This is a genomic window from Kribbella albertanoniae (assembly GCF_004348455.1).
Classification (GTDB): domain Bacteria; phylum Actinomycetota; class Actinomycetes; order Propionibacteriales; family Kribbellaceae; genus Kribbella; species Kribbella albertanoniae.
Genome location: NZ_SMKA01000007.1, coordinates 23,222 through 48,372 on the forward strand (window position 1 = coordinate 23,222; position 25,151 = coordinate 48,372).

Below are 25,151 nucleotides of genomic sequence, written 5' to 3' on the forward strand. Positions count from 1 at the left end.
TTCCCGGGTCAGTTAACTGGTTGCCGACCGATGTAACTATGGGTACATGGGGGAAGCGCTGGCAATCGCGATACCGACCGGTGGACTGGCTGTTCTGGCGTACCTGGTGGTGGGGCTCGTCATCGGCATCGAGAGCATGGGGGTGCCGCTGCCGGGCGAGACCACGCTGATCGCCGCGGCGCTGCTGTCGTCCCAGGGCGACCTGCGGCTCGAGTTCGTGATCGGGGCCGCCGCGACGGGTGCGATCATCGGCGACTCGGTCGGTTACTACATCGGCCGCCGGGCCGGCCGCGGCCTGTTCGACCGGCTCGGCCGCCGGTCCAAACACTTCTCGGCCGCCCGGATCGAGCGCGCCGAGAAGTACTTCCACCGGTACGGCGTCTGGACGGTCTTCTTCGGCCGGTTCGTCGCACTGCTCCGGATCTTCGCCGGCCCGATGGCCGGCACCCTGCGGATGCCCTACCCGAAGTTCCTGATCGCGAACGCGACCGGCGGGATCGCCTGGTCCACCACGATCGGGATCGTTGCCTTCCACATCGGTGACAACGCGGACAAGATCTTCGGCCAGCTGTCGATCTGGGCGCTCGTGGTGGTCGTCATCGGTGCGGTCGCGGCCTACGCCTACTACAAGATCCGCCGCCGGCACCGGGCCGACGAGCCCGGTCTCGAGACCGAGTCCGCCGAGGCCTAGGGCCGGATCCGCAGGTCCAGCTTCGGGGTGGTCAGCCCGTCCATGTTGCGGCCACCGGATGCGGCCGGTGGCAGCACCCAGCGGTACGAGTAGGTGCCGACGGCACCGATCTTGAACCCGAAGACGGCCTGCCCGCGCCGCAGCGCCACCAGCTTCACCGACTTCCAGCTGCGGGTCTGCCGGTTCCACAGCTGCAGGGTCGCCGTGGACGTGTACCCCGGCGCCACTCTGGCGAAGATGGTGACCATCTCGCCACGCTTCTTGTTGTTGCCGCCGAGGTACCCACCGGCGATCAGCCGGACCACTGCGCGGGTGAAGACCGCCGTACTGGCCGACTCGCTCGTCAGCACGCCCGGCTTGGCGTAGGGACTCGCCACTACTTTGTACGGTCGGCTACCCGCAGTGACGACCGGGATGTCGTAGTGCCCACCCGCCGTGGTCTTGCCGCGGGCCACCGGACTCCAGCGCGCCTTCGGCGTCACCTGGGTCAGCACGGTCAGCGGTATACCGGCCGAGGTGGTCTGCTGCAGTGCACAGGCGGTCTCGGCAGCGCAGAACGTCTCCTGCAGGACCACGCGGCCTCGCACCCGCACCGGCAGGCTGTACTGCGCCAGTGGCGGAACGAATACTGTCGCCGAACTGGTCAGCCCGACCACCTGGCCACCGAGGTTGCTCGACCACTCGTTCTCGGTCCGCAGCTGGAACAGGAACGGTGGCTTGATGCTGTTGATCACCTTCCGGGTCGAGGTCGTCCCCGGGGCGATCGGTGCCGGCTGCGTACCGGGCCGGCCGACTATCGGCACGTACTTCTGAGCCTTCGGACCGTCCACGTCGAGCGGGTCGTTCGGGGTGAAGTCCTGCCGTGCGGCCGGCACTGCCCAGCGGATCAGCACGCCACGGCCCTGGGCGACCGCGAAGGCCGAGTTCGGCCGGACCGGTCCGTCGGTGTCGAACACCGGGGACTTCGACGGCTTGCCGGTCAGCCCCTCCCTGGTCGTCCCGTTGGTGACGACCACGCGGTAGTTGCCGTCCGGCGGGAACGCCGAGGTCGGGATGTCCCAGCTGTTCCCCTGCGTGGCCGGCAGGTACTGGACGTACGACGGGCTTTCGCTGAGCACACCCTCGATCGTGATCCGGTTGGGTGCGTCGGCGTCCTTCCAGGTCACCCGGACGGAGTTCTTCGCAGCGCCCACCCAGCTGACCGCCACGGCCGACGGCGACGGATCCGCCGTACAGGCGGTCAGAACGGAAGCACTGGCCACAACGACCAGTGCCACGGCGAGTATCCGCCGCACTCGGACCACCTCGTTCCAGTACCTCACTACTGACGGGCTGCACGATATACCGTGGAAGCAGTCACCTCGGGGGGACGACCAAGGGGGGAACACCATGGTTTATATCGCAGTACCCGAGAACCAGGATTTCTACGACAAGCACCGCGCTCCGGCCGGACACGTGCCCAACTACGTCAGCGCCTTCGCTGCACGGCCGGCCGTCTTCGATGCCTGGCTCCAACTGAATGCCGCCGTCAAGGCATCGATGGACCTGCGCCGCTACGAGATCGCCACGTTCGCAGCGGCCACAGCGCTCAAGTCGAGCTACTGCAGCCTCGCGCACGGACAGATCCTCACCAACAACTTCTACACGGCCGACGAGGTGACCGAGTTCGCCGGCGAGACCGCTGATGACCCGGTCGACCGCGCAGTGATGGCCTTCGCCCGCAAAGTCGCCCTGGCCGCGGACACCGTCACGCAGGAGGACGTGGATGAGCTCAAGGCGCACGGTCTGGGCGACGACGACGTACTGGATGTCGTGCTGGCCGCAGCAGCGCGCTGCTTCTTCTCCAAGACCCTGGACGGCACCGGCACCCAGCCGGACTCCGTCTTCAACGCTCTCCCGGAGACCCTGCGGACCGCACTCACGGTCGGGCGTCCGATCGAGAGCTAGGCGTGGTTGCGCGCGAAGGCCTGGTGCAGACCGCGCAGGGTGAGCAACGGCTCGTGCTGGACCGGTGTTGCGAGGTCGCGCAGCAGCAGCGGCGCCAGGGCACCAGTCAGTACGACGGGTGTGTCCGGAGCGAAGGACTGGTCGGTGCGGATCCGGTTGACCAGTCCGTCGACCATGGCCGCGAAACCGTGCACAGCTCCGGACTGCAGCGCCTCGACCGTGTTCTTGGCGACCAGCGTGCGCGGCCGGACCAGCTCGACCCGGCGGAGCTGGGCAGCAACATCACCCAACGCGTCGGTCGCAGTCTCGATGCCGGGGGCAATCACTCCCCCGGCGAACGCACCGGCTGGGTTGACCACGTCGATGGTGATCGCCGTACCGACGTCGACGACCAGACACGGAGCGCCGTACAGCTGGACCGCAGCTAGTGCGTTGGCGATCCGGTCCGTTCCGACCTCACGCGGGTTGTCAACCAGCACTGGCAGACCGGTCTTCACACCCGGTTCCACTACGACACTCGGCACGTTCTGGTAGTAGCGCGTGACCAGGTCGCGGAATTCGTGCAGCACCTGCGGTACGGCGGAGCAGACCGCGATCCCGGACACCGGGGCCTCACCAGCGAGCAGGCCCTGGATCAGCACCGCCCACTCGTCCGCCGTACGGCGGGGGTCCGTGCCAACCCACCAGTGGCGTTTGACCGTGCCTTCGAACACCAGCCCCACAAGGGTTCTGGTGTTCTCGACTGCGACGGCCAGCAGCATCAGACGGCCTTGAGGTCCAGGGCGATGTCCAGCACCGGCGCGGAGTGCGTGAGCGCACCGACCGCCAGGAAGTTCACACCGGTCTCGGCGACCTCCCGGGCCCGGTCCAGCGTCAGCCCGCCGGATGCCTCCAGCTTCGCGCGGCCGGCCACCTTCTCGACGGCCTCCCGCAACAGTGGGACATCCATGTTGTCGAGCAGGATGAGCTCGGCACCGGAGTCCACTGCGATCAATGCGTCCTCGACCGAGTCCACCTCGACCTCGACCGAGATGTCCGGGAAGGCCTTGCGTACCAGCCGGAACGCCTCAGCCACGCCGCCAGCCGCGATCACATGGTTGTCCTTGATCAGTGCGGCGTCGGACAGACCCATGCGGTGGTTCTTACCGCCGCCACAGCGAACGGCGTACTTCTCGAGTGAACGCAGCAGCGGCATCGTCTTGCGGGTGTCCCGGATGACCGCACCGGTGCCCTCGACCGCATCCACCCAGCGCCGGGTCAGCGTGGCCACACCGGACAGGTGGCAGAGCAGGTTGAGCGATGTCCGCTCGGCAATCAGCAGCTGCTGGGTCTTGCCGCGAATCGTCATCAGTACGTCGCCCCGCCGTACTGACGCGCCGTCGGCCACGGAGTACTCGAGCTCGACCTGCCCGGGCGCTGCGACCTGCCGAATCACCAGTTCGGCAATCTCGAGGCCTGCGACCACGCCGTCGGCCCGGGCGACCAGCTCGGCGACCGAGATCTGCTCCGGGTCGACCGTGGCGGTCGTCGTGACGTCCACACCACCGGCGAGGTCCTCCTCGAGCGTGGCTCGCACGAGGTCACCGACCCACTGCCGGTCGACGGTGTCATCCATGCTGGTCGTTCTCCTTGCTCTGTGGAACGAAGGTCGCTCCGGGGCGGGCACACTCGCCGTCGGCGAGCAGTGTCAGGTCCAGATTGCCTGACCACTGCTGGTCGTCGCGATCCGGGTGGTCCTCGCGCCAGTGCGAGCCGCGGCTCTCCTCACGCACAGTCCCGGCGGCAATCAGAGCAGACGCGACCGTCACCAGGTTGGTCGCCTCCCAGCCCGGAGTGCCTGGCTCACCGGCCGGCTGCTCGATCAGCTTGGCCAGCGCTCCACCTGCTTCGGCCAGACCGGACGCGCTCCGGATCACTCCGGCTCCGACCGTCATGACGCGCTGTAGCTCCGGTACGACGTCCGCGTCGACCAGACCGGGGATGCGGGTGTCGACGGCCGGTTCACGCAGCTCCGGCAGGCCCTTGGCCAGGTGAACGGCGATGCGGTGCGCGAACACGAGTCCTTCGAGCAGAGAGTTCGAGGCGAGCCGGTTGGCGCCGTGGACACCAGTACACGCGACTTCGCCGCAGGCGTAGAGACCTGGCACCGAAGTCTGCCCGTTCAGGTCGGTCCACACCCCACCGGACGAGTAGTGGCAGGCAGGTGCGACCGGGATCAGCTCACGGACCGGATCGATACCGTGCGAGCGGCAGGAGGCCAGGATGGTGGGGAACCGCACCCGCCACTTCTCGTCACCGAAGTGCCGGGCGTCCAGGTACACGTGATCCTTGCCAGCGGCAAGCATCTCCCGCATGATCGCCTTCGCCACGATGTCCCGCGGAGCCAGGTCAGCCAGCTCGTGCTGCCCCTGCATGAAGCGTTTGCCCTCATGGTCGACCAGGAACGCACCTTCACCGCGGACAGCCTCGGAGACCAGCGGCTGCTGGCCTTTCGCGCTCTTGCCCAGCCACAGCACGGTCGGGTGGAACTGCACGAACTCCAGATCGCGCACCTTCGCGCCGGCCCGGAGCGCGAGCGCCATACCGTCGCCGGTGGAGACGCTCGGGTTGGTAGTCGCGGCGTACAGCTGTCCAAGGCCACCGGACGCGAGGATCACGGCGCGGCTGCGGATCGCGCCGATACCGTCGAGCTGGCCCTCACCCATCACGTGCAGGGTCACACCAGCTATAGCACCGTCCTCGGCGCGCAGCAGGTCGATGACGAGCGCGTGCTCGATCAGGCGGATGTCCGGCGCTCGCTTCACCGCGGCGACGAGAGCACGCTCGATCTCCGCACCGGTCGCGTCGCCACCGGAGTGCGCGATGCGGTTGCGGTGGTGGCCGCCCTCACGCGTCAGCGAGATCTCCCCGTTGGCCAGGGTGTCGAACCGCGCCCCCAGCTCGATCAGGTCCCGAACTGCATCAGGCCCTTCAGTCACAAGCGCCCGTACGGCGTCTGGGTCGCACAGCCCGGCCCCTGCGACCAGAGTGTCCTGCAGATGGTCTTCCGGAGAGTCCTCGGGGCTGAGCGCGGCAGCAATGCCGCCCTGCGCCCACTGGGTCGAACCGGAGGCGACAACGTCCTTCGTCACCACCAGCACGGTCCCGAGCTCACGGGCCTTGAGTGCGGCAGTCAGCCCGGCAATACCCGAGCCGATCACCACCACGTCAACTGTGTCGGTCCAGCCCGGCTCAGGTGCAGCTAGCCGTTGCGGGACAGCGGGTGCGGTCATTCAAGGACCGTATCAACCGAATTCATCGCAGCGTGATGGAAATGTTGTCAATGAGACGAGTCTGACCCACGCGGGCAGCTATGAGCATGCGGGCTTCGCCCGGGCCGATGACCGGGCCCAGGTCGGGCGCACGCAGCGCCAGGTAGTCGATCTTGACCGACGGGACCGCCTCCAGCTCGGAGTGGGCAGCAGCCAGTACGGCGTCCGGTCCGTTCATGCCGGCCTTCGCGCCGGCCGTGAGAGCGCGGTACAGAACCAGCGCCTCGTCACGCTCGGTCTCGTCGAGGTACCGGTTGCGTGAGGACATCGCGAGACCGTCAGGCTCGCGGACTGTCGGCACCGGCACGATGTCGACGTTCCAGTCCAGGTCGCAGACCATCTCGCGGATCAGCGTCAGCTGCTGGTAGTCCTTCTCACCGAACAGCGCCAGATCCGGCTGAGTCAGGTGCAGCAGCTTCGACACCACCGTCAGGACCCCGCCGAAGTGACCGGGCCGGACCATCCCCTCCAGCTCGTCAGCGAGCGGACCGGGATGCACAGTGATCGAGGGCTCGTTCGGATAGAGCTCGTCGCGGGACGGGTTGAAGACCAGGTCCACACCCTCGCTCTTCGCGATCGCCAGATCGCTGGCCAGCGTGCGTGGGTAGCGGTCGAAGTCCTCGGTCGGCCCGAACTGCAGCGGGTTCACGAAGATCGTCAGCACCACGCTGCCCTCGGGGCCGACGCGTTCGCGCGCCTCGGCCAGCAACGCCGCATGCCCCTCGTGCAGCGCGCCCATCGTCATCACCACGGCCCGCGGCCGGATCGCCGCCGCTGCCCGCAGTTCCGCCTTCGTCTGGGTGAGTCTCATCGCGGTGCCTCCCCTGTCCGATACCGCTCCAGCACCTCGCCGAACCGGGCTGCCGTGCCCGCGTCCAGCCGTCCGTCCGCCACCACCAGGTCCACCGTCGCCCGCGCCAGCTCGGCGTACGTGCTCGCCGTGCGCCCGTGCAGTCCTGCCAGATGTGCTGCCACCGTGTCGACATCGCCCCGGGCAATCGGCCCGGTGAGCGCATGATGACCGGATCGCAGCGTGTTGTCGAGGGTTGCCGTCAGGAGTGGCCGGAGTGTTGCAGAAGGGTCTGTAACACCGGCTTCCCGCAGTACGGCGAACGCCTGGGACAGCAAGGTGGTCAGGTGGTTGGCGGCGTGCACCACACCGGCGTGATAGCGCGCCCGCTCCTCGTCAGCGACCCACTGCACCTGTGCACCAAGCGCCTTCACCAACCGCTCCACGACCTCCCGGGCAGCATCCGGCGCGGTCGCGGTGAAAACCACGTCCTGCAGCTCAACGGCATCCGCACCGGTGAACGTCATCGGCGGATGCAGCGCCACCGGGGTCGCCTGAAGCCCCTGCAACGGTGCGAGCCCATGTGCACCCGACAGATGCACGACGTACTGCTCGGTGGTCAGTGGAAGCGCGTGAGCAACCGCAGTGATCGCAGCGTCCGGAACAGCGACCAGTACGACGTCAGCGCGACCGGTCACCTCGTCGGGCGACAGCACCGGCACATGCGGAATGAGGCGGGCGGCGCGATCACGTGACGCGCTCGACCGCGCGGAGACTCCGACCAAGGGATACCCGGCTGCCGCCATGGCTGCTCCCAGGGCGGTTCCGGCCCGGCCGGCTCCGATCAAGCCGATCCGTTCCATAGCTCACTCTCTTCGTCGTTCCAGTCCCACGGGTGGGTACCAGACGATCTGGCTGTCAGCCTAGGCGATGAGACGATGGTGTGGTGACTGATGCCTGGGCAGCCCGCACCGAACTGACCGCGATTCTGATCACAGTCCCCGAGCTGGCGGCGTACACGGATCGCTGGCGTTCGGTGTCACGGTCCACCGCGCGACCACAGGTCCCACTGACCGAGCTGATCCCACCACACGTCACCGTGCTGGTCCCGTGGGTCAGGGAGCCCACAGAGCAGGATGTGGAGCGACTCCGGGCAGTCACCCGGTCCGTGCAGCCGTTCGAGCTCAGCTTCCCGACAGCCGGCCAGTTCCCGAACGGAACCGCCTGGCTGCGGCCAGAACCGTTCGATGCGGTCAGTGCGCTGCTCAAGACCGTTTACGCAGCCTTCCCCGAGTGCCCGCCGTACGGCGGAGAGTTCCCGGACCCACATCCGCATCTGACCATCTCGTCGTCCGCACAGGGCGGTCCGGCGGTTGTGGCCGAGGCCCAGGCCGCACTGGCCGCCGTACCAGCGCCCGTGGGCCGGCTGACCGAGCTGGGCCTCTGGCGCGAGGACAAGAACGGCGTGTGGAACCAGTTCGGCGCCGTACCGCTGGGTGACTAGATGCGGAAACCGATGGGAGCTGGAGCCTTCTTGGTCTGCCACTCCGTCGGCAGATCCGCCGGGATGAGCTCACGCACCTGATCGATCGACGGGTCGGGGAGCCCGACGATCCGGACCGCCTGCTGCGCAACCGTCGCCTCGAACAGGTTGCGCACGTCCCGGCCGTTCCCGAACTCCTCCTCGGCCAGCAATGGCTCCAGCAACTCAGCAACCCGGTCGAGTACGCCGTCGGCCAGCACGAACCCACCCGCAGTGGCCTGCGACCGGAAGATCTCCTGCAGCTCCAGGACGGAGTAGTCCTCGAACTCCACTGTTGTGGGCACCCGCGACCGCAGCCCGGGGTTGAGTTCGAACAGCATCTCCATCGGCTCGGTGTACCCCGCCAGTACGACGACCAGATCGTCGCGGTGCTCTTCCATCAGCTTGATCAGAGCGGTGATCGCTTCCTTCCCGAGGTCGTCCTGCTCCGCAAGTGAGTAGGCCTCGTCGATGAACAGCACGCCGCCCAGCGCCTGCTCGACAATTCGCCGTACCCGCGGCGCACTGCGGCCGTAGGCATCGCCGACCAGGTCGACACCAGCCGTCTCCACCAGCTGGCCGACACCGAGCAGTCCGAGGTCCCGGTAGATCGCAGCGAGCAGCCGGGCCACCGTGGTCTTGCCGGTGCCCGGGTTTCCGACGAACACCATGTGCCGGGACCGCTCGGCCGGTGGCATCCCTGCCTTGGCTCGCAGGACGTCCGCCTTAGCCTCCGATGCCAGCCGCTCCACGGTCGCCTTCACCTCGGTCAGACCGATCATCTGTGCCAGCTCCGCCTGCGGATTCGCGTGGCTGCGCAGGTCCAGCAGACTGGTGTTGGCCACACCGGTGACGTCCGCGAGGACCAGCTCTCTGACTTGCTCGTGAGTCGGATCCTCCTCCGCCGCCAGCCGGACCGCCTGCTGGGTAGCGATCCGCTCCAGCAGCGTCCGGATCGTCCGGGCGTTACCGAACCCACGGGTCCGAGGCACCTTGCGCAGCGCGGCCAGGAGAGCCTCGGACGCGTCCGGTGCGATCTCGAAGCCGGCCTGCTCCACCGACTGCAGGAACATCTGGTGCAGCTCCGTGTCGAGGTAGTCCGGGAAGTTCACGAAGCTGCGGATCCGCGAGGCGATCCCGGGGTTGCTCTCGACCAGCCGGTACATCTCCGCGGGGTAGCCGGCCATCACCACGACCAGGTCGTCGCGGTGCGTCTCCATCAGCTGGATCAGCGTGGCCAGCGCCTCGTGCCCGAAGTCACGCCCGGACCCACCGGCCAGCGAATAGGCCTCGTCGATGAACAGCACGCCGCCCAGCGCCCGCTCGACCACCTCGATCACCTTCGGCGCGGTCTGACCGATGTACTGGCCGACCAGGTCCGCCCGGCCGACCTCGACGAGGTGACCCGACGACAGCATGCCGAGGTCGCGGTACACCTCGGCCAGCAGCCGCGCCACGGTCGTCTTGCCCGTCCCCGGATTGCCGCTGAACACCAGATGCCCCATCGGCTTGGGTAGCCGCAGACCGGCCTCGGCACGGGCCTTCGCCAGCTTCGCCTCGGCCACCAGCTCGTGCACGCGGGTCTTCACCGGGCCCAGACCGAGCAGTGCGTTCAGCTCAGCGATCGGATCGCCTTCGGCGCCCGGCTCCTGTTGGTCATCCGGGGCGACGGCTTCGCTCGGCGAGGCGAGCGTCGCCACCACCCGCGGCCGAGCTGTGTAGAGCGCCCGCAGCGCCCGCACGAAGCCGGGGGTCAGGTCGAGCTCCTCCGACGCCTTCGGTCCGTCCGGCAGGCCGGTGAGCACCGCACCGACCTGGCTCGTCGCAGCAAGCCACTCTCTCGCCTCGTACACCGCCCCAGCCTCGACAGCCCTGGTCAACCAGGCCAGGCGCCGGCGCCGCCAGTCGGCAGGGTCGTGCTTCCCGGTCGCATTCTCGAGCGCCTTCTGCACCTCCGCCGTACCGGCTGGTCCCAGCACGGTGAAGGACATGCCTGCAGGGAGATCCGGCCGCCCGACCTGGCGGACCAAGTCCGCCAGCTCCTCGGCGAACGGTCGATCCGACTCGGGCGTCGCCGTACTGATCCGCTGGTACGCCGCCTGCAGCCGCTCGACGCCCGCCACGAGCAGGTCCACCGGGTTACCGGACAGACTCGGGAAGGCGGCTACTACGTCATCGCTGGTGAATTTCTCGGCCCACAGCTTGGTGAGCGGGCCCCGGGCGAGCGTCTGATGCGCAGCGAGCAGACCGGTATCGCCCAGCACCCGGTCCAGCATCGCGGTCATCAGCGTCCGCCGCGGTTCGAGCGGTGGTATCCCCGCCAGCAGGTCGAGCGACGCCCGCGCGCCGGCGAGCACCTCGTTCTGCCGCTCCCTCTCGCTCCTCGGCAGCAGGACCAGCGGTAGCTGGAACTTCATCGATGTCTGCCGCCAGGAGTCGAGAGCTGGGTCCAGCTCGGTCGGCTTCAGCAGGTAGCGGCTGATCAGGATCCGGTACAACGGCGCCGCCGTACCAGCCAGAATCGCGGCGGTCGGCAGCAGGCTCCGGAAGGCCCAGTAGAAGACGTTCACCAGCTGCGGTGCATCCGGACGCAGGTAGCTGTGGCCAGGCCCAGTGCCGACAAGTCCGAGGCCGGGGCGCTCGACCAGCTCCGTCACCCTGGCCCGAGTCTCCGCGAGCCACTCTGGCGTGAACGCGAACGGCGCCTGGTCACTGACGATGTCGAAGACCGGCTCTCCGGTGAACAGGACCGAGAGCTCGTCGGGAAGGTTCGGCATGATGAGGCGATCCTAGAATCGCTCCGGTCCATACCTCTCTGAACGCCACACCTCTCCGAACGGCAGCCATGACCTACCGCACCGCTTGGCAGCACGCCCTCTACGGCGCTGACGGCTTCTACCGGCGTGAGCGGCCGGCAGCTCATTTCCGTACGTCGGTGCACGCGTCCGAGCTGTTCGGTCGGGCCATCGCCCGGTTGGCTCGCCAGGTCGGTGCGGATCAGGTGACTGATATCGGGGCCGGCTCCGGTGAGCTGGGCCGAGTACTGCGGGCTGAGGGCCTGCAGGTGCTTGAGATCGAGCTGGACGATCAGCTGCCCGACCGACTGACCGGACTGGTCGTGGCCAACGAGTGGCTCGACAACGTCCCCTGCGAACTGGCCGAGTGGGACGAGGACGGCGTACCGCACTATCTGACCGCTGACCTGACACCAGGTGCTGTTGTCGAGGGCAACGACCTGGACTGGTTGCAACGGTGGTGGCCTGGCGAGCCAGGGGACCGCGCCGAGATCGGTCTGGCCCGCGACGAGGCCTGGGCCGCCGTGGTCGACCGCATCCAGCACGGGACCGCACTGGCCATCGACTACGGGCATGTAGCCGACGACAGACCGCCGTACGGGACCCTGACGGGTTTCCGCGACGGACGTGAGTGCGCCCCCGTGCTGGATGGCACCTGCGACATCACGGCACACGTGGCACTGGACTCGCTGGCGGCCGCAGTCAACGGCCGCCTCCAGACTCAGCGCGAAGCCCTCACCCAGCTGGGCGTCTCAGCCCGCCGCCCGCCACTCGACCAAGCCACCAGCGACCCCACGAGCTATCTGACCGCCCTGTCCGCAGCCGGCGAGGCCGCCGAGCTCCTGGACCGCACCGGCCTAGGAGCCTTCGGCTGGGTGCTCAGTCACTCCCCGGCGAGCAGCGGGGCGGTGTCGGTCGTGTACCGCGAGTAGACCGGGTCGACCAGCGTCGCGGAGAGCTTGCCGAGGTTGGTGATCGGCGTGGTCGTACCGGTGGCGTGACCGATCGAGTACACGTACGCCGAGTTGGTGTCCCTGTCGATCGCAGTGAGCAGCGTCCCCGTGCCGCACTTGTCAGCAACCAGCGTCTCGAACCCCTGCCAGGTGGAACCGCGCACCGTCTTCACGACCGGCTTCAGCGACGCAGTGGTCGGGATCCGAATCGTCTGCAGCACACCGGCCTTGGTGGTGGCCAGGAACGTGTCATAGCTAGCGGTCTGGCTGATCAGCGTCATCGCCTTGACCCCTGCGAACCCAGGCGTCGACGCAACCGTCTTCCAGCCCGACGTCCAGCGGAACAGCACTCCGTCGTTCCGCAGCCCGTACCGAGCATTCCGCGTGAGCGAAACGTGCGACTCCTCCACCATAGTGAACTTGTCCCAGCCGTCCGCGATCTCGGTCAGGTCCTTGAATTCCTCGTCACGATCCTCGATGTAGCCATACCGCGAGGCATACAAGGTCGATCCGAGCACGACGTACCCGTTGGTCGACGACCCGTTCACATCAGGCCCCCAGACGAAACGCGACGCGATCCGCGCCTCCCCGGCCCCATACAGGTTCCGGTCAACCACAGTCGCGCTCGTCGGCGGCTTGGTCCCCTGCACATCAGTGATCACCGCATCACCAGCACCGTTGATCGACCGCAACGACCCCTGACAAGCAGCAGCCACCGCCGTCCCCCCACTCACCACAGCCAAACTTCCCAGCAGTACAACGGACGCCGCCACCGCAGCAGCACGCTTAAAAGTCTTCATGCCCCCCACGATGCGGACTAGCCCATAAAAGTTACGACTGGTCGGGGCGGGTGCTCTCGATGGCTTGTCTGGCTTGGCGGGCCTGGTGGGCTTGGGCTTGGGTCAGCCAGGCGGCTTCTTCGGCGGAGCGGTGGAGGGCTACGGCGTTGGTGGGGCCTTGGGGGGTGTCGATGTGCACGTTGGCCAGGTTGAGGCGGCGTTGGATGGGGCCCTGGGCCAGGCGGACGGACTGGGTCTTGTGGTGCAGGACTATCGAGGTACGGCGGCTGATCCAGCCGGCGGTGGTGACGAAGACCTGCTCGTCGGCGCCGTAGGCCAGGTAGCGCCAGCCGATCGGGCGGAGCCATTTGGCTCGCTCGGGGGCGCGCTGCAGGTCGATGGCGTCCAGGTTGAAGCCGGGGAGCACGCGGGCCAGTACTGCGGCTACTTCGCCGCGCTCGCCGACTGGGAGCAGTTGTGCGCCCTCGTTCCCGCTTTCGCCGTCCTCTTGGCCGCCCGCGACACCTGCGATGTCCAGCTCCACCCGGGACCAGCCCAGGAGACGCCAGATGAGTGGCTCGGTGATCAGCAGGCCCTGGACGCGGCCCGGTGGGATGGTTTGGCGCTGTACGTCGAAGAGGCCGCGCTTGGTACGTAGGCCGTGGTCGGTCTGGGACAGCGTGAAGCCGTGGTTGCCGACGACCTGCTTCCAGATCGGCTGGACCACACCGAGCAGCAGCGGCAGACCGGCGAACAGACCGATGTGGAAGTCGAGCACCATGGTCGCGACGATCAACCAGATCAGTGCGCCGGCGCTGCCGAGGACGGTGGACGACAGCAGGGTCGCACCGAGCAGGCGGTTGGTCGGGACGACCAGTAGCGGTGGCGCCTCGTTCTGCTGCTCCTGGTCCTGCTGCTGGGCTACCTGCTCGCCCTTGGCGCGGACCAGCAGGATGGTGCGCAGCTGGCCGGCTTCGGCGTACTTGAAGTAGCTCAGCTTGCCGTCGCTCTTGCCACCGCCGGCCACGTCCATCCGCAGCTCGGCCATGCCGAACAGCCGGGCCACAAACGGCTGGGCCACGTCGATCGCCTGGATGCGGTCGAACCGGATGATCCGGGTACGCCGGAACAGGAAGCCGCTGTCCACCCGGATCGCATCCTCGGTCAGCTGCCACTTGGTGAACCACCAGGACAGTGCGCCGAGCAGGATGCCACCGACCAGTACGCCGGCCAGTCCGATCCCCGCGACCTCCAGATTGCTCCGCAGCCCCTCGTTGTTGACCAGGGCGAACGCTGCGACGACGAAGTACCCCCAGCCCTTCACGAACGGCGTCAGCGGGTGCAGCCGCGCACCCATCTGCTCCACCACTGGTGGCTGGGCCGGTGGGACGGGCGCGGGCTCGGTCACAGGCCCCACGCCTGTGCCTGGCCGAGCGCGGACAGCCGGTCCCGCAGCCGGGCGGCCTCATCCGGGTGCAGCCCGGGGATCTTGGCGTCGGTCGCCGGCGTGGCCGTGTGCAGCTCGACCGTGGCGATCCCGAACGCGCGCTCCAGCGGCCCGGCGGCCACGTCCACGAACTGCATCCGCCCGTAGGGCACCACGACCAGTTCGCGGAACAGGATCCCGTGGCTGACCATCAGCTCGTCCTCGCGCTCGGCGTACTTCCACGAGCGCTGGTTGCGGCCGATCAGCACCCACGACCAGACGAACACGGCCGCGATCACGACCAGCCCGAGTACGCCGTACAGCCAGCCCAGGGTCATGCCGAGCGCAAGCAGCGCCGCGATCCCGAACACGCCGGCTGTGATCGCCGCACTGACTCGCCGGACCGACGCGAGCTGCGGTGACACCGGCGTCCAGCTGACATCGGAGGGTGCAAAGAGGTCGTCCACAACCCCAGCCTGTCACGATAGGGGTTATGAGTATCGAGAAGGTGGTTGGTGTCGGCGCGGGAGCTGCTGGTTTCGACCCTGCGTTCGAGCGGGGTGGGACCGGGGACGGCTCCCAGCTGCCGACCACCGACATGGTGCTCAACATCGGTCCACAGCACCCGGCGACGCACGGCGTACTGCGGCTGCGGCTGACTCTGGACGGTGAGCGGATCGCCGGGTGCGAGCCGATCGTCGGCTATATGCACCGCGGTGCGGAGAAGCTGTTCGAGGTCCGCGACTACCGGCAGATCATTGTGCTCGCGAACCGGCACGACTGGCTGTCCGCGTTCGCCAACGAGCTCGGCGTCGTCCTCGCGGTCGAGCGGATGATGGGCCTGGAGGTGCCGGTCCGCGCGGTCTGGCTGCGGACCCTGCTCGCTGAGCTGAACCGGGTCCTCAACCACCTGATGTTCCTCGGCTCGTACCCGCTCGAGCTGGGCGCGATCACGCCGGTCTTCTACGCGTTCCGGGAGCGGGAGACCATCCAGGGCGTGCTGGAGGAGCTGTCCGGCGGCCGGATGCACTACATGTTCAACCGGGTCGGCGGCCTCAAGGAAGACCTGCCGCACGGCTGGCTCGGCCGCACCGCCGCCGCCTCCGCCGCGGTCCGCAAGCGGCTGCCGGACATCGAGAACCTGATTCTCGGCAACGAGATCTTCCGCGCCCGCACAGTCGGCATCGGCAAGCTCTCCCCCGAGCTCGTCGCCCAGTACGGCGTCTCCGGCCCGATCGCCCGCGCTTCCGGAGTGGACGCCGACCTCCGCCGCGACGAGCCCTACCTCGCGTACGGCGAACTCCACGACGTCCTGCGCGTGATCACGCGGAACGACGGCGACTGCTTCTCACGTTTCTGGGTGCTGCTCGAGCAGGTCAAGGTCTCCCTCGACCTGGTCGACGCATGCCTCGACAAGCTCTCGTCGATGCCGGCAGGCCCGGTCAACGTCCGGCTGCCCAAGATTCTCAAGGTCCCCGAGGGCCAGACCTACGCCTGGACCGAGAGCCCGCTCGGCATCAACGGCTACTACCTGGTGTCCCGAGGCGACAAAACCCCGTGGCGGCTCAAACTCCGCTCCGCCAGCTTCAACAACATCTCCGCCCTACCAGCACTGCTCCCAGGCACCATGATCCCCGACATGATCGCCATCCTCGGCAGCATGTTCTTCGTAGTCGGCGACATCGACAAGTAGGCCTCAGGCCTGCAGGTCCTTGACTGGTGGGCGGTGGGCGGTGGCGATCAGCTTCTCGATCTCGGCGGCGGGGGCGGGCTTGCCGAGGTCGTTGTAGCCCTCGCCGAAGATGCGTTCCAGCGAACTGCCTTCGGACAGGTAGGGGTGGACGTACACGGGCGTCTCGCGCTCGTGCCGCCAGCTCTCGCTCAGCGGACCGACCTCGACCGCGTCCCAGCCGAGCTTGTCCAGCAGCTCGATGACCGTCTTCCGGGCTTCTGCGTCGTTGCCCGAGACCGGCAGCGCACTGCGGTCGTCGGCACCGGCAGGCCGGGCCAGGTTGAGCAGGTGGACCATTGCGATGTTGTTGAAGACCTTGACCGTCTTGGACTCCGGCAGGTGCCGCTGCAGCAGGTCGGCGGTCTTCACGGTCTCGTTGTCGAGCTCTTCGATCCGGCCGTCGCGGCCCGGGTAGTAGTTCATGGTGTCGATCACGACCTTGCCCGCGAGGGGCTCGACCGGGATCTCGGCGTACCGGCCGAGCGGGATCGTCACCACGACGACATCCCCCGCCTCGGCGGCCTCAACCGCCGTACCGGCCCGCACGCCCAGCTCGGCGGCCTTCTCCCGCAGGCTCTCCGGGCCGCGCGAGTTGGCCAGTACGACGTCTATACCTGCCGCGACCGCGAGCTTCGCCACTACGGTCCCGATGTTTCCACTTCCGATGATGCCAAGGGTCGTCATACCCAAGGACAACTCGCGAAGGGCCGAAGGTATTTCAGACGCCGGCCTGGACGATCAGTTCGGTGAGCTCGTCGGCGAGTGCCGGAGCGACCGCGAAGGTGCCGCGGGAGGCCGGGGAGTGCTGGCTGCCGTCGAGGTCGAGGACCTGCAGACCGGCCTCGCGGCAGATCGAGACGCCGGCCATCGTGTCCCACGGTTTGTTCGAGTACATGATCGTCGCGTCGAAGAAGCCGTTGGCGGTGAACGTCAGCGCGGCCGCCGCCGTACCGATCTGGCGCAGCCGCTGCACGCGCGGGACGAGCAGGCTGTGCAGCTCGAGCCGGCGCGGGTTGATCTCGGCCGCGTCCTCGCTGATCGCGTAGTCGCCCATCGCGATCAGGGCCTCGTTGAGCGTCGTACAGCCGCTGCCCTGGATGGCCTTGCCGTTACAGGTCGCGCCGAGACCCTCGGCGGCGGCGTACCGGGTGCCGAGCGCCGGGTGGTCGATCACTCCGAGGACAGCGCGGTCGTCGACGATCAGGCCGAGTGAGATGGCCCACAACGGCATCCCGTGGACGAAGTTCACCGTCCCGTCGATCGGGTCGAGGACCCAGCGGGTGCCCTCGGTCGGGCCGCCCTCCTCCTCGCCCTCGATGCCGATCTGCGGCGCCTCGCGCTCCAGGAACTCCCGGATCTTCCGCTCGACCGCGTAGTCGACCTCGGACGCCATGTCCCGGTCACTCTTGAACGTGAGCGTCCCGGGTCCCCGGGTATCGGTCACTGTCCGTCCTTGGTCGACGGCAGCCTGGGCGACTTTCAGCAGCTGAGCGAGATCCACACCTCAGAACCTACCTGAGTGCCGGAACGCGTTTGCCGAATCTCAGGAGGCGGCGAGACCGCGCAGCTTGAGATCCACCACGGTCGGGGCGTCGGCCTGGGAGTGTTTGTCGCCGGCGGCAACGACCGTGGCGACCTCCTCGTCGATCTTGTCCAGCCGCGCGTCGATCTTGTCCAGGCGGCGCTGCATCAGGTCGACGAACTCCGCGTTCTCGACGACGCGGGCGCTGGTGATCCGCGAGTACTCCTGCGCGACCTGGGCGCGTTCGTCGGAGTGGGCGAGCCGCTCGACCAGCAACTGGTGGCGGAACAGCACCGAGGCAGCAATCGCCACCGCTACCGCAGCGATGGCTGCAGCGCGGAGAATCCAGGTGTTCTGAGTGAACAGCGCAACGCTGACACCGAGGCAGACAACGATCAGCAGAGCGTTGGCGACGGTGAGAACTGTGGTCCTGGTTCGACGGCGGCTACCCCTTGACCCCATGGACCGTCATGTTAGGCGGTCTCGTCGGGGTCCTCGGGAATACGACACGCACGTTCCAGCAACAATCCGGCCGTGACGACCAGCACCGAGATCACAGCGGCGAGGCCGGCCATGATCACTCTGTTACGAGGACCCGAGGCGCTCAGGCCTCCCAGGAAGGATAACGCGAACCCTGCGTACACACCGGTGCACAACGCGCCGACGAACGCACTGGCCTTCCCGATCAGCAACAGGAACACGGCCCGCTGCGGTTCGACCCGCTCCCGCCGTACCTGAACCCGCTGTTGGGTGTTGCGCGCCGCGGCGAACAGCAGCGCGGCCAGGAACGCCCAGGCGACCAGCGTCAGCCAGGAGATGTTCGGCGCGACGCCGTCCCCGGCCTCGATCGCCTTGATCATGGTGAAACCGACCGCGGCACCCAGTACGGCGATTGCCACCAGCAGCCGCCGAGAGGTCGGCCGGACCGAGCCCGGACGCCGTGGCTCCTGACCGGAACCCGGAGCGCGATCGGACTCGGGACCGCCGGAGGCCACTACTGGAGCTCGAGATCGAGCTTGGTCACACCTTCGGTGCCGACCTTCTCCAGCAACTCCGCGACCGGGCCGTGCCCGAGCAGGACGGCGTCCGGCTCGATGTCCAGCCACGGCGCCAGCACGAACGCGCGCTCGTGCGCCCGCGGGTGCGGGATGGTCAGCTCCTCGGACTCGATCGTCTTCTTGCCGTAGGTGATCAGGTCGACGTCCAGCGTCCGCGGCGCGCCCTTCACACTGCGCTCACGGCCGAAGGCCTGCTCGACCGCGTGCGCGCGGTCCAGCAGCAGCTCGACCGACAGGGTCGAGTCCGCCAGCAGGACGACGTTCAGGTACGGGCCGGACTCGTCCGGCCCGCCGATCGGCTGGGTCTCGTAGACCGGCGAGACATCGACCACGACGACGTCCGGGGTGTCCCGCAGCGCGTCGATCGCGCCCTGCAGGTTCGCCTCACGGTCGCCGAGATTACTGCCGAGCGACAGGATCACCTGGCGAATCGGCTTGAGGCCACCGCTCAGGGTGTCCGCGTCGATGACGTAAGGACTTGGGGTCTCGGTCACGAGGATTCTCCGGCTCTGCGCTGCACGGTCAGGACAACGTCGTCGAACGGCACCGAGATCGGCGCCGAGGGTTTGTGGATGGTCACCGCGGTCGCTGTCACCCGCCGGTCGGCGAGACACAGCTCGGCGATGCGCTGGGCGAGGGTCTCGATCAGGTCCACCGGATCGCTCTCGATCGCTCGATGCACCTGCTCGGCGACCACGCCGTAGTTCACGGTGTCGGCCAGGTCGTCGGAGGCCGCGGCGGGACGGGTGTCCAGCTCCAGCCGGACGTCCACGACGAACTCCTGCCCGTCGGCCCGCTCGTGATCGAAGACCCCATGGCGTCCAAAGCCGCGAATGCCACGAATCTCGATCACGTCAGGGGGAGACACGGGCCCACTCATTCCGCCTCCTCCTGTTGGCCCCCAGACGACAGTACCGGGGAGGCATGGTGGATCCACAACCGCCAGCCGGTCGAAGTTTTACGGAAGACGTTCGTCGCGAGCGCCTTGCCACCCGCGAAACCTTCTTCCGGAGCACCGTCGCCCGAGGACAGGACATTCTCCGTACACGTGACGTATGCCACGTCTTCATCCACCCGCACCTGCACATCGGTGAGGAAGAACTGGATGTACGGCGTGTTCGCGAAGATCATCGCCCAGGCCCGCATCATCTCGGAGTACCCGTAGATGGCGGCGTTGCCCGGATGGATACAGACCGGGTCCGGTTCGGGCAGCCAGACGGCCGCCATCAGATCCAGGTCACCGGCCTCGAACGCGTTGTAGAACGAGGTGTTGGCGTTCAGCACGACGTCCTCGACGGTCGTCCCGCGGGCGCCTTCGCTCGGCCGGGGGCTCCCGGATCCGTCCGTCATACGGTTCCCCATCTCTTCGCCACTCGGACCGCGTCCGCGGTGGGCGCCACCACATGCGCCCGGACACACCAGGCTCCTGCGGCTGCGGCCAGGGCGTTCACGGCCAGGCTCGCGTCGTCTCGTCGTACAGCCGGCCGTAGTGCACCGGTCTCCTCATCGGCGAGCAGCCTACCGAGGAACGTCTTGCGGGACGCACCGATCAGCAACGGCCGGCCCAGTACGGCGAATTCCGGCAGCCGCCGCAGGATCTCCCAGTTGTGGTCCGCGTTCTTGGCGAAACCGAGCCCGGGGTCGAGGGCGACCCGGTTCAGATCCACCCCGGCGGCCCGGATCACCTCCAGCCGCTCGGCCAGCTCCGCGATCACCTCGGCCACGACATCGTCGTACTCGGCCTTGTTCTGCATGTTGATCGAATGGCCACGCCAGTGCATCGCGACATACGGAGTACGGCGCTCGGCCACCAGCGCGAGCATGTCCGGGTCGGACTGGCCGGCGGACACGTCGTTGATCATCGTGGCGCCCGCGGCGAGGGCCAGCGCGGCGACCTCGGAGCGCATGGTGTCGACCGAGATCAGCGCGCCCTCGGCGGCCAGCGCCTCGACCACCGGCAGCACGCGGCGGATCTCCTCGGCCTGCGACGGCCGCTCGGCCCCCGGCCGGGTCGACTCACCACCCACGTCGAGCAGGTCGGCGCCCTCCGCGAGCAAGTCCCGCCCGTGCTTGATCGCGGCGGCCGGCTCGAACCACTCGCCACCGTCGGAGAACGAGTCCGGTGTCACGTTCACGACGCCCATGACGAGACTCCGGTCCAGCACCGGTAGCCCGTCCACGTGACCCCACGAACCGATTCCCACCCGCCCACCGTAGTGGGCGGGTCGGACACATCAGGAATCAGCTACCTAGAACCAGGCTTGTCTGGGTGCCGCGGAGGGCTTCCTCGATCGGCTGCGAGTAGGACTCGTTGGGCCGGTTGGACTTGTCCAGGCACTTGCCGTCGATCAGCGCCGCGCCGCTGGTGATGCCCTGGGCGTAGTGGCCGGTCATGTTGGCACCGCCGGAGTCACCGGACTCGACACAGGCAGTGTGCTGGAACAGGCCGCGGACGATCCGGTTGTTGCCGTAGTTCACCGTCACGTTGTTGGCGACGATCCGGCCGCAGGTCCAGCCGGTGCTCTTCCCCGACTTGCACAGCTCGGATCCGACCGTGGGACTCGCCGTCCCGTACACCGCGACGCTGCCGGAACCCCAGCCCTCGACGTACCCCTGCTGGTCCCAGCCTTCGATCACGTCGACACTGCCGAAGTCGTCCCCCGGGAAGCTCGAGGTGACCGTGTTCCCCAGGATGTAGCCGTTGCGCGAGAACGACGGTTTGCCGTTGGTGCAGTGGCCGGCGGTCAGGAAGACCCGGGTGCCCTTGCTGCTGCGGGCGTTGAAGCCGAGCGAGCAGACATAGCCGGTGTTCTTGTCGACCTGGAGGCCGCCGCGCAGGCTGAAGTCGTCAGCCGTCGGGACCACCTTGCCGTAGACCGTCCGCACCGTGACCTGGTCGCCGTGTCGCTTGGCCCGCTCCAGGAACCGCTCGGTGAGCACATCGCGCGCCCCCTTCGGGACGCTCACCACGACCGTGCCGCTGATCGGATCGACGTACCAGGAGCGCACCTTGCCGGGCCGCGACTTGACGGCCAGCCGGTTCAGCTCGGCCTGCACGGAGTTCAGCTCGGAGGCGGTGAAGCGCACCAACTTCGGAACCGCTCCAGCGGCCCGGACCAGCTCGGCCGTCGCCGCATCCGACACCGCGACCACCAGGTCACCGGCGCTGTCGTAGTAACTACCGATCGCCCGCGACCCGAGCTCGGTCTCCAGCGCCTCGGCCGTCACCGAAGATTTCGCGGCCGGCCCGACCAACTTCGTCGGCTCCACCCGCGGCCCGTCCACCACCTGACGCTTGGCGTCATCCGCAGTGGCCCAGTTGGCCGCCACCAGTCCGGCGGCAGTCAGTACAGCTGCGCCGGCGAGTGCGGCGCCGACCCGATAACGCCCCGACATTCCTTGTCCTCCTCACCGCCGGCGCCCGGTCCCCGTCGAACGAACGCCCTTACGGAAAGTAAACGCATCGGAACGGAATGTCCACAGCTACCAGCTCACAATCCCAACGACCGAGACCCGAAGGAGCTACGCGCCCCGCCTGACGGGATGGCTCACAGGCTCGCAGAGGTGGCTCTTCGGGCCTGCTGCAGGCTCTCCAGCAGCCGGAATGCGTTCGCGGGCGACCGCAGGAGGTGACCGGTTTCCACCAGAGCCCGGTACTCCTCGAGCGACAGCAGTACGGCGTCGCCTGCCTCCGAGGTGATCTCGATCGGCGTTCGGTCGGCGTTCACCCGTGCAATCAGCCCAAGCAGGTCCTTACGCGCGGCAGCAGCCGAGATCACCATCTGTCCTTTCTCGCGATCAAGCTATTGCGCCACTCAGCCGACGATGAGGCTCATGGCTTCGGCTCGGGTGACGGGGTTGCGGAGCTGGCCGCGGACGGCGGAGGTGATGGTTTTGGCGCCGGCTTTGCGGACGCCGCGCATGGTCATGCAGAGGTGTTCGCACTCGATCACGACGATGACGCCGCGGGGTTCGAGGAGTTCGACCAGGGACTCGGCGATCTGGGTGGTGAGGCGTTCCTGGACCTGGGGGCGTTTGGCGTAGACGTCGACCAGGCGGGCGAGTTTGGACAGGCCGGTGATCCGGCCGTCCCGGTTCGGGATGTAGCCGACGTGGGCGACGCCGGTGAACGGCACCAGGTGGTGCTCACAGACGCTCCAGACCTCGATGTCCTTCACCAGGACCATCTCGTCGTGCTCGAGCTCGAACGTCGTACTGAGCACGTCCTCGGCGCGCTGACCCAGCCCGGCGGTGATCTCGGCGTACGAGCGCGCCACCCGGGCCGGCGTCTCCCGCAGCCCGTCGCGGTCCGGGTCCTCCCCGATCGCGAACAGCAGCTCCCGGACAGCGCGTTCGGCCCGCGCATGGTCGAACTTCGGTGACGTCATTCGGTCAGCGTAAGCAGAAGCCCCGCCAACCTTGCGGATGGCGGGGCTTTTGGCGCTCAGATCACTCGTGCATCGGCGGGGTCGGGCCGCCACCGTAGTTCGGCGGCTTCACGGCCTCGTCCGGACCGACCGAACCACCGGGCAGTACGTCGGACAGTGAGCCGTTCTGCTCGGCCGGGGACGGCAGCGGCATCACCGGCGGCTGGTCGGACGGGATCCGGGTCGCGGACCCGGTCCAGGCCGGCCGGCGCTCCTTCTTGACGATCGGACCGAAGATCTCGGCGATCTGGCCCTTGTCCAGGGTCTCCTTCTCCAGGAGCTCCTCGACCAGGTGATCCAGCACGACGCGGTTCTCGACCAGGATGTCGAAGGCCTCCTGGTGCGCGTTCAGGATCAGCTTGCCGACCTCTTCGTCGACCGCGGCCGCGATCTCCTCGGAGTAGTTGCGCTGGCTGCCGAAGTCGCGGCCCAGGAACGGCTCACTGCCGTCCGAGCCGAACTTGATCGCGCCCAGCCGCTCGGTCATGCCGTACTGCGTGACCATCGCGCGGGCCAGGGCCGACGCCTTCTCGATGTCGTTGCTGGCACCGGTGGTCGGGTCGTGGAAGACCATCTCCTCGGCAGCACGGCCACCGAGCATGTAGGCCAGCTTGTCGAGCATCTCCGACCGGGTGGTCGAGTACTTGTCCTCGTCCGGCAGCACCATCGTGTATCCGAGGGCCCGGCCGCGCGGCAGGATCGTCACCTTGTGCACCGGGTCGGAGTGCGGCAGCGCCGCGGCGACCAGGGCGTGTCCGCCCTCGTGGTACGCCGTGAGCACCTTCTCCTTGTCCGACATCAAGCGGGTACGACGTTGCGGGCCCGCGATCACGCGGTCGATCGCCTCGTCCAGCGCCTTGCTGTCGATCACCTGCATGTTCGAGCGGGCGGTCAGCAGGGCCGCCTCGTTCAGCACGTTGGCCAGGTCGGCACCGGTGAAGCCCGGCGTCCGGCGGGCCACTGCCCGGAGGTCGACGTCCTGCGACATCGGCTTGCCCCGGGAGTGCACCTTCAGGATCTGCTCACGGCCCGGCAGGTCCGGCGCGTCGACGGCGATCTGCCGGTCGAAGCGGCCGGGCCGCAGCAGGGCCGGGTCCAGTACGTCGGGCCGGTTGGTGGCCGCGATCAGGATCACTCCGCCGCGGACGTCGAAGCCGTCCATCTCGACCAGCAGCTGGTTCAGCGTCTGCTCGCGCTCGTCGTGGCCGCCGCCCATACCGGCGCCACGGTGCCGGCCGACGGCGTCGATCTCGTCGATGAAGACGATCGCCGGCGCGTTGGTCTTGGCCTGCTCGAACAGGTCGCGGACCCGGGAGGCACCGACACCGACGAACATCTCGACGAAGTCCGAACCGGAGATCGAGTAGAACGGCACGCCGGCCTCACCCGCGACCGCGCGGGCCAGCAGGGTCTTACCGGTACCGGGCTGGCCGTAGAGCAGCACGCCCTTGGGGATCTTGGCGCCGACGGCCTGGAACTTGCCGGGCTCCTGGAGGAACTCCTTGATCTCGCCGAGTTCCTCGATCGCCTCGTCACAGCCGGCCACGTCGGCGAACGTGGTCTTCGGGGTGTCCTTGGTGATCAGCTTGGCCTTCGACTTGGCGAAGCTCATCACCCGCGAGCCACCACCCTGCATCGAGTTCATCAGGAAGATGAAGACCACGGCGATCAGCAGGAACGGGATCAGCGTCTGGAACACCTGGCCGATGAAACTCGGCTTCGGGTTCTCGACGTTGTACTTCTCGACCTTGCCGTTCTGGTAGAGGTCCTGCAGCGACGCGCCCAGCGAGTTCGCCTGGCCGTCCACCCAGAACGCCCGGATCTTGGTGCCGTCGGTCTTCTCGAGCCGGATCTCCTGGTTCGGGTCGACCAGCGTGACGGTCTTGATCACCTTCTCGCCGGCCGGGGCGTCGGTGGCCTGCTTGATCACCTTGACGACCTCACCGGTCGGCTGGGTCTTGTAGCCGGACGAGCCGGTCAGGAGCTGTCCGATCACCAGCACGCCCAGGAAGGCGAGGATGATCCAGAACAGGGGTCCGCGGAAGATGCGCTTCACGTCCATGATCGAGGCCTACGCCCCGTCCCTCCTAGCTCGGCAGGCCCGGGTTTCGCGGGCTTGAGACGGTACTACCAGTCCAAGTGTCTCGTGCCGGGCAAGCCTGCCGACCACGAGGGTCACCGATAGACCGTACGACCTG

At 67.9% G+C, this 25,151-nt stretch carries 27 protein-coding genes; 5 read left to right on the top strand and 22 right to left on the bottom strand.

What is annotated here, in order from left to right:
- The first annotated feature begins 46 nt into the window (after positions 1-46).
- Positions 47-691, top strand: coding sequence for a DedA family protein (locus E1261_RS03505; RefSeq protein ID WP_132401690.1), 645 nt, complete (start codon positions 47-49; stop codon positions 689-691).
- On the opposite strand, the gene E1261_RS03510 is transcribed toward E1261_RS03505, so the two are convergent.
- Entirely contained in the window at positions 688-1,986 is a 1,299-nt protein-coding gene (locus E1261_RS03510; protein ID WP_132401693.1) for a hypothetical protein, read from the bottom strand. The genes E1261_RS03505 and E1261_RS03510 overlap by 4 nt on opposite strands.
- A gap of 94 nt (positions 1,987-2,080) precedes the next feature.
- Between E1261_RS03510 and E1261_RS03515 the strand changes: the two genes are divergently transcribed.
- A complete protein-coding gene (locus E1261_RS03515) occupies positions 2,081-2,638 on the top strand; it encodes a carboxymuconolactone decarboxylase family protein (protein ID WP_132401696.1) in 558 nt (185 codons plus the stop codon).
- Here the strand turns inward: E1261_RS03515 and E1261_RS03520 are convergent.
- From E1261_RS03520 to E1261_RS03540, 5 genes are read right to left on the bottom strand one after another with little or no spacing between them, the layout of a single operon-like run.
- Entirely contained in the window at positions 2,635-3,399 is a 765-nt protein-coding gene (locus E1261_RS03520) for a type III pantothenate kinase (RefSeq protein WP_132401699.1), read from the bottom strand. The two genes, E1261_RS03515 and E1261_RS03520, sit on opposite strands and share 4 nt — an antisense overlap.
- Entirely contained in the window at positions 3,399-4,253 is an 855-nt protein-coding gene (gene nadC / locus E1261_RS03525) for a carboxylating nicotinate-nucleotide diphosphorylase (protein ID WP_132401702.1), read from the bottom strand. Before nadC ends, E1261_RS03520 begins: the two co-directional genes overlap by 1 nt.
- Entirely contained in the window at positions 4,246-5,910 is a 1,665-nt protein-coding gene (locus E1261_RS03530) for an L-aspartate oxidase (RefSeq protein WP_132401705.1), read from the bottom strand. Before E1261_RS03530 ends, nadC begins: the two co-directional genes overlap by 8 nt.
- 22 nt (positions 5,911-5,932) lie before the next feature.
- Positions 5,933-6,760, bottom strand: coding sequence for a pantoate--beta-alanine ligase (gene panC / locus E1261_RS03535; RefSeq protein WP_132401708.1), 828 nt, complete (start codon positions 6,758-6,760; stop codon positions 5,933-5,935).
- A complete protein-coding gene (locus E1261_RS03540; RefSeq protein WP_132401711.1) occupies positions 6,757-7,602 on the bottom strand; it encodes a Rossmann-like and DUF2520 domain-containing protein in 846 nt (281 codons plus the stop codon). Before E1261_RS03540 ends, panC begins: the two co-directional genes overlap by 4 nt.
- Before the next feature lie 83 nt (positions 7,603-7,685).
- Between E1261_RS03540 and E1261_RS03545 the strand changes: the two genes are divergently transcribed.
- Entirely contained in the window at positions 7,686-8,243 is a 558-nt protein-coding gene (locus tag E1261_RS03545) for a 2'-5' RNA ligase family protein (RefSeq protein ID WP_132401714.1), read from the top strand.
- On the opposite strand, the gene E1261_RS03550 is transcribed toward E1261_RS03545, so the two are convergent.
- Positions 8,240-11,038, bottom strand: coding sequence for an AAA family ATPase (locus tag E1261_RS03550; protein WP_132401717.1), 2,799 nt, complete (start codon positions 11,036-11,038; stop codon positions 8,240-8,242). The two genes, E1261_RS03545 and E1261_RS03550, sit on opposite strands and share 4 nt — an antisense overlap.
- A 68-nt stretch (positions 11,039-11,106) precedes the next feature.
- Here E1261_RS03550 and E1261_RS03555 point away from each other — a divergent pair, with 68 nt between their 5' ends.
- Positions 11,107-11,988: an SAM-dependent methyltransferase gene (locus E1261_RS03555; RefSeq protein ID WP_132401720.1), complete on the top strand. Its 882-nt coding sequence runs from the start codon at positions 11,107-11,109 to the stop codon at positions 11,986-11,988.
- Here the strand turns inward: E1261_RS03555 and E1261_RS03560 are convergent.
- Genes E1261_RS03560 through E1261_RS03570 form a run of 3 tightly spaced genes read right to left on the bottom strand, consistent with a single transcriptional unit; the run spans position 11,940 to position 14,681 of the window.
- Complete coding sequence (locus E1261_RS03560) at positions 11,940-12,809, bottom strand: hypothetical protein (protein WP_132401723.1); 870 nt, start codon at positions 12,807-12,809, stop codon at positions 11,940-11,942. The two genes, E1261_RS03555 and E1261_RS03560, sit on opposite strands and share 49 nt — an antisense overlap.
- A 31-nt stretch (positions 12,810-12,840) precedes the next feature.
- Positions 12,841-14,196, bottom strand: coding sequence for a PH domain-containing protein (locus E1261_RS03565; RefSeq protein WP_132401725.1), 1,356 nt, complete (start codon positions 14,194-14,196; stop codon positions 12,841-12,843).
- Positions 14,193-14,681: a PH domain-containing protein gene (locus tag E1261_RS03570; RefSeq protein ID WP_132401728.1), complete on the bottom strand. Its 489-nt coding sequence runs from the start codon at positions 14,679-14,681 to the stop codon at positions 14,193-14,195. The genes E1261_RS03565 and E1261_RS03570 overlap by 4 nt, the downstream gene beginning before the upstream one ends.
- Before the next feature lie 26 nt (positions 14,682-14,707).
- On the opposite strand from E1261_RS03570, the gene E1261_RS03575 reads away from it, so the two are divergent.
- A complete protein-coding gene (locus E1261_RS03575; RefSeq protein WP_132401731.1) occupies positions 14,708-15,907 on the top strand; it encodes an NADH-quinone oxidoreductase subunit D in 1,200 nt (399 codons plus the stop codon).
- A gap of 3 nt (positions 15,908-15,910) precedes the next feature.
- Here the strand turns inward: E1261_RS03575 and E1261_RS03580 are convergent, their stop codons facing one another.
- The 12 genes from E1261_RS03580 to ftsH all read right to left on the bottom strand — a co-directional run bounded on the left by E1261_RS03580 (position 15,911) and on the right by ftsH (position 25,015).
- On the bottom strand, positions 15,911-16,642 hold the full coding sequence (locus E1261_RS03580; RefSeq protein ID WP_272948546.1) for an NADPH-dependent F420 reductase: 732 nt from the start codon (positions 16,640-16,642) through the stop codon (positions 15,911-15,913).
- Between the two features lie 22 nt (positions 16,643-16,664).
- The gene (locus E1261_RS03585) at positions 16,665-17,447 is read right to left on the bottom strand and encodes an inositol monophosphatase family protein (protein ID WP_132401737.1); all 783 of its coding nucleotides are present in this window, start codon (positions 17,445-17,447) and stop codon (positions 16,665-16,667) included.
- A 42-nt stretch (positions 17,448-17,489) separates the two neighbouring features.
- Positions 17,490-17,930, bottom strand: coding sequence for a hypothetical protein (locus tag E1261_RS03590; protein ID WP_132401740.1), 441 nt, complete (start codon positions 17,928-17,930; stop codon positions 17,490-17,492).
- Between the two features lie 11 nt (positions 17,931-17,941).
- Complete coding sequence (locus E1261_RS03595; protein WP_132401743.1) at positions 17,942-18,463, bottom strand: DUF3180 domain-containing protein; 522 nt, start codon at positions 18,461-18,463, stop codon at positions 17,942-17,944.
- A complete protein-coding gene (gene folK, locus E1261_RS03600; RefSeq protein WP_132401746.1) occupies positions 18,463-19,020 on the bottom strand; it encodes a 2-amino-4-hydroxy-6-hydroxymethyldihydropteridine diphosphokinase in 558 nt (185 codons plus the stop codon). The genes E1261_RS03595 and folK overlap by 1 nt, the downstream gene beginning before the upstream one ends.
- Positions 19,017-19,406, bottom strand: a complete 390-nt coding sequence (gene folB, locus E1261_RS03605) for a dihydroneopterin aldolase (protein ID WP_132401749.1) — start codon at positions 19,404-19,406, stop codon at positions 19,017-19,019. Before folB ends, folK begins: the two co-directional genes overlap by 4 nt.
- On the bottom strand, positions 19,403-19,876 hold the full coding sequence (locus E1261_RS03610) for a nuclear transport factor 2 family protein (RefSeq protein WP_238175990.1): 474 nt from the start codon (positions 19,874-19,876) through the stop codon (positions 19,403-19,405). Before E1261_RS03610 ends, folB begins: the two co-directional genes overlap by 4 nt.
- Positions 19,873-20,670 (bottom strand): dihydropteroate synthase, encoded by a 798-nt coding sequence (folP, locus tag E1261_RS03615; RefSeq protein ID WP_132401866.1) that lies wholly within the window; start codon positions 20,668-20,670, stop codon positions 19,873-19,875. The genes E1261_RS03610 and folP overlap by 4 nt, the downstream gene beginning before the upstream one ends.
- A 97-nt stretch (positions 20,671-20,767) precedes the next feature.
- Positions 20,768-21,922, bottom strand: a complete 1,155-nt coding sequence (locus E1261_RS03620; protein WP_132401752.1) for a S1 family peptidase — start codon at positions 21,920-21,922, stop codon at positions 20,768-20,770.
- 152 nt (positions 21,923-22,074) lie between these two features.
- Positions 22,075-22,308 (bottom strand): type II toxin-antitoxin system Phd/YefM family antitoxin, encoded by a 234-nt coding sequence (locus E1261_RS03625; protein ID WP_132401755.1) that lies wholly within the window; start codon positions 22,306-22,308, stop codon positions 22,075-22,077.
- 33 nt (positions 22,309-22,341) lie between these two features.
- Entirely contained in the window at positions 22,342-22,914 is a 573-nt protein-coding gene (gene folE / locus E1261_RS03630; RefSeq protein WP_132401758.1) for a GTP cyclohydrolase I FolE, read from the bottom strand.
- 61 nt (positions 22,915-22,975) lie between these two features.
- Complete coding sequence (gene ftsH, locus E1261_RS03635) at positions 22,976-25,015, bottom strand: ATP-dependent zinc metalloprotease FtsH (protein ID WP_132401762.1); 2,040 nt, start codon at positions 25,013-25,015, stop codon at positions 22,976-22,978.
- Between the last annotated feature and the right edge of the window lie 136 nt (positions 25,016-25,151).

Excerpts from the sequence above, each read along its gene's own strand:
- E1261_RS03505 (WP_132401690.1), top strand. The coding sequence starts at position 47 with ATGGGGGAAGCGCTGGCAATCGCGATACCGACCGGTGGACTGGCTGTT.
- E1261_RS03515 (WP_132401696.1), top strand. The coding sequence starts at position 2,081 with ATGGTTTATATCGCAGTACCCGAGAACCAGGATTTCTACGACAAGCAC.
- E1261_RS03520 (WP_132401699.1), bottom strand. The coding sequence starts at position 3,399 with ATGCTGCTGGCCGTCGCAGTCGAGAACACCAGAACCCTTGTGGGGCTG.
- nadC (WP_132401702.1), bottom strand. The coding sequence starts at position 4,253 with ATGGATGACACCGTCGACCGGCAGTGGGTCGGTGACCTCGTGCGAGCC.
- E1261_RS03530 (WP_132401705.1), bottom strand. The coding sequence starts at position 5,910 with ATGACCGCACCCGCTGTCCCGCAACGGCTAGCTGCACCTGAGCCGGGC.
- panC (WP_132401708.1), bottom strand. The coding sequence starts at position 6,760 with ATGAGACTCACCCAGACGAAGGCGGAACTGCGGGCAGCGGCGGCGATC.
- E1261_RS03540 (WP_132401711.1), bottom strand. The coding sequence starts at position 7,602 with ATGGAACGGATCGGCTTGATCGGAGCCGGCCGGGCCGGAACCGCCCTG.
- E1261_RS03550 (WP_132401717.1), bottom strand. The coding sequence starts at position 11,038 with ATGCCGAACCTTCCCGACGAGCTCTCGGTCCTGTTCACCGGAGAGCCG.
- E1261_RS03555 (WP_132401720.1), top strand. The coding sequence starts at position 11,107 with ATGACCTACCGCACCGCTTGGCAGCACGCCCTCTACGGCGCTGACGGC.
- E1261_RS03560 (WP_132401723.1), bottom strand. The coding sequence starts at position 12,809 with ATGAAGACTTTTAAGCGTGCTGCTGCGGTGGCGGCGTCCGTTGTACTG.
- E1261_RS03575 (WP_132401731.1), top strand. The coding sequence starts at position 14,708 with ATGAGTATCGAGAAGGTGGTTGGTGTCGGCGCGGGAGCTGCTGGTTTC.
- E1261_RS03590 (WP_132401740.1), bottom strand. The coding sequence starts at position 17,930 with ATGGGGTCAAGGGGTAGCCGCCGTCGAACCAGGACCACAGTTCTCACC.
- folB (WP_132401749.1), bottom strand. The coding sequence starts at position 19,406 with ATGAGTGGGCCCGTGTCTCCCCCTGACGTGATCGAGATTCGTGGCATT.
- E1261_RS03610 (WP_238175990.1), bottom strand. The coding sequence starts at position 19,876 with ATGACGGACGGATCCGGGAGCCCCCGGCCGAGCGAAGGCGCCCGCGGG.
- folP (WP_132401866.1), bottom strand. The coding sequence starts at position 20,670 with ATGGGCGTCGTGAACGTGACACCGGACTCGTTCTCCGACGGTGGCGAG.
- E1261_RS03620 (WP_132401752.1), bottom strand. The coding sequence starts at position 21,922 with ATGTCGGGGCGTTATCGGGTCGGCGCCGCACTCGCCGGCGCAGCTGTA.
- E1261_RS03625 (WP_132401755.1), bottom strand. The coding sequence starts at position 22,308 with ATGGTGATCTCGGCTGCTGCCGCGCGTAAGGACCTGCTTGGGCTGATT.
- folE (WP_132401758.1), bottom strand. The coding sequence starts at position 22,914 with ATGACGTCACCGAAGTTCGACCATGCGCGGGCCGAACGCGCTGTCCGG.
- ftsH (WP_132401762.1), bottom strand. The coding sequence starts at position 25,015 with ATGGACGTGAAGCGCATCTTCCGCGGACCCCTGTTCTGGATCATCCTC.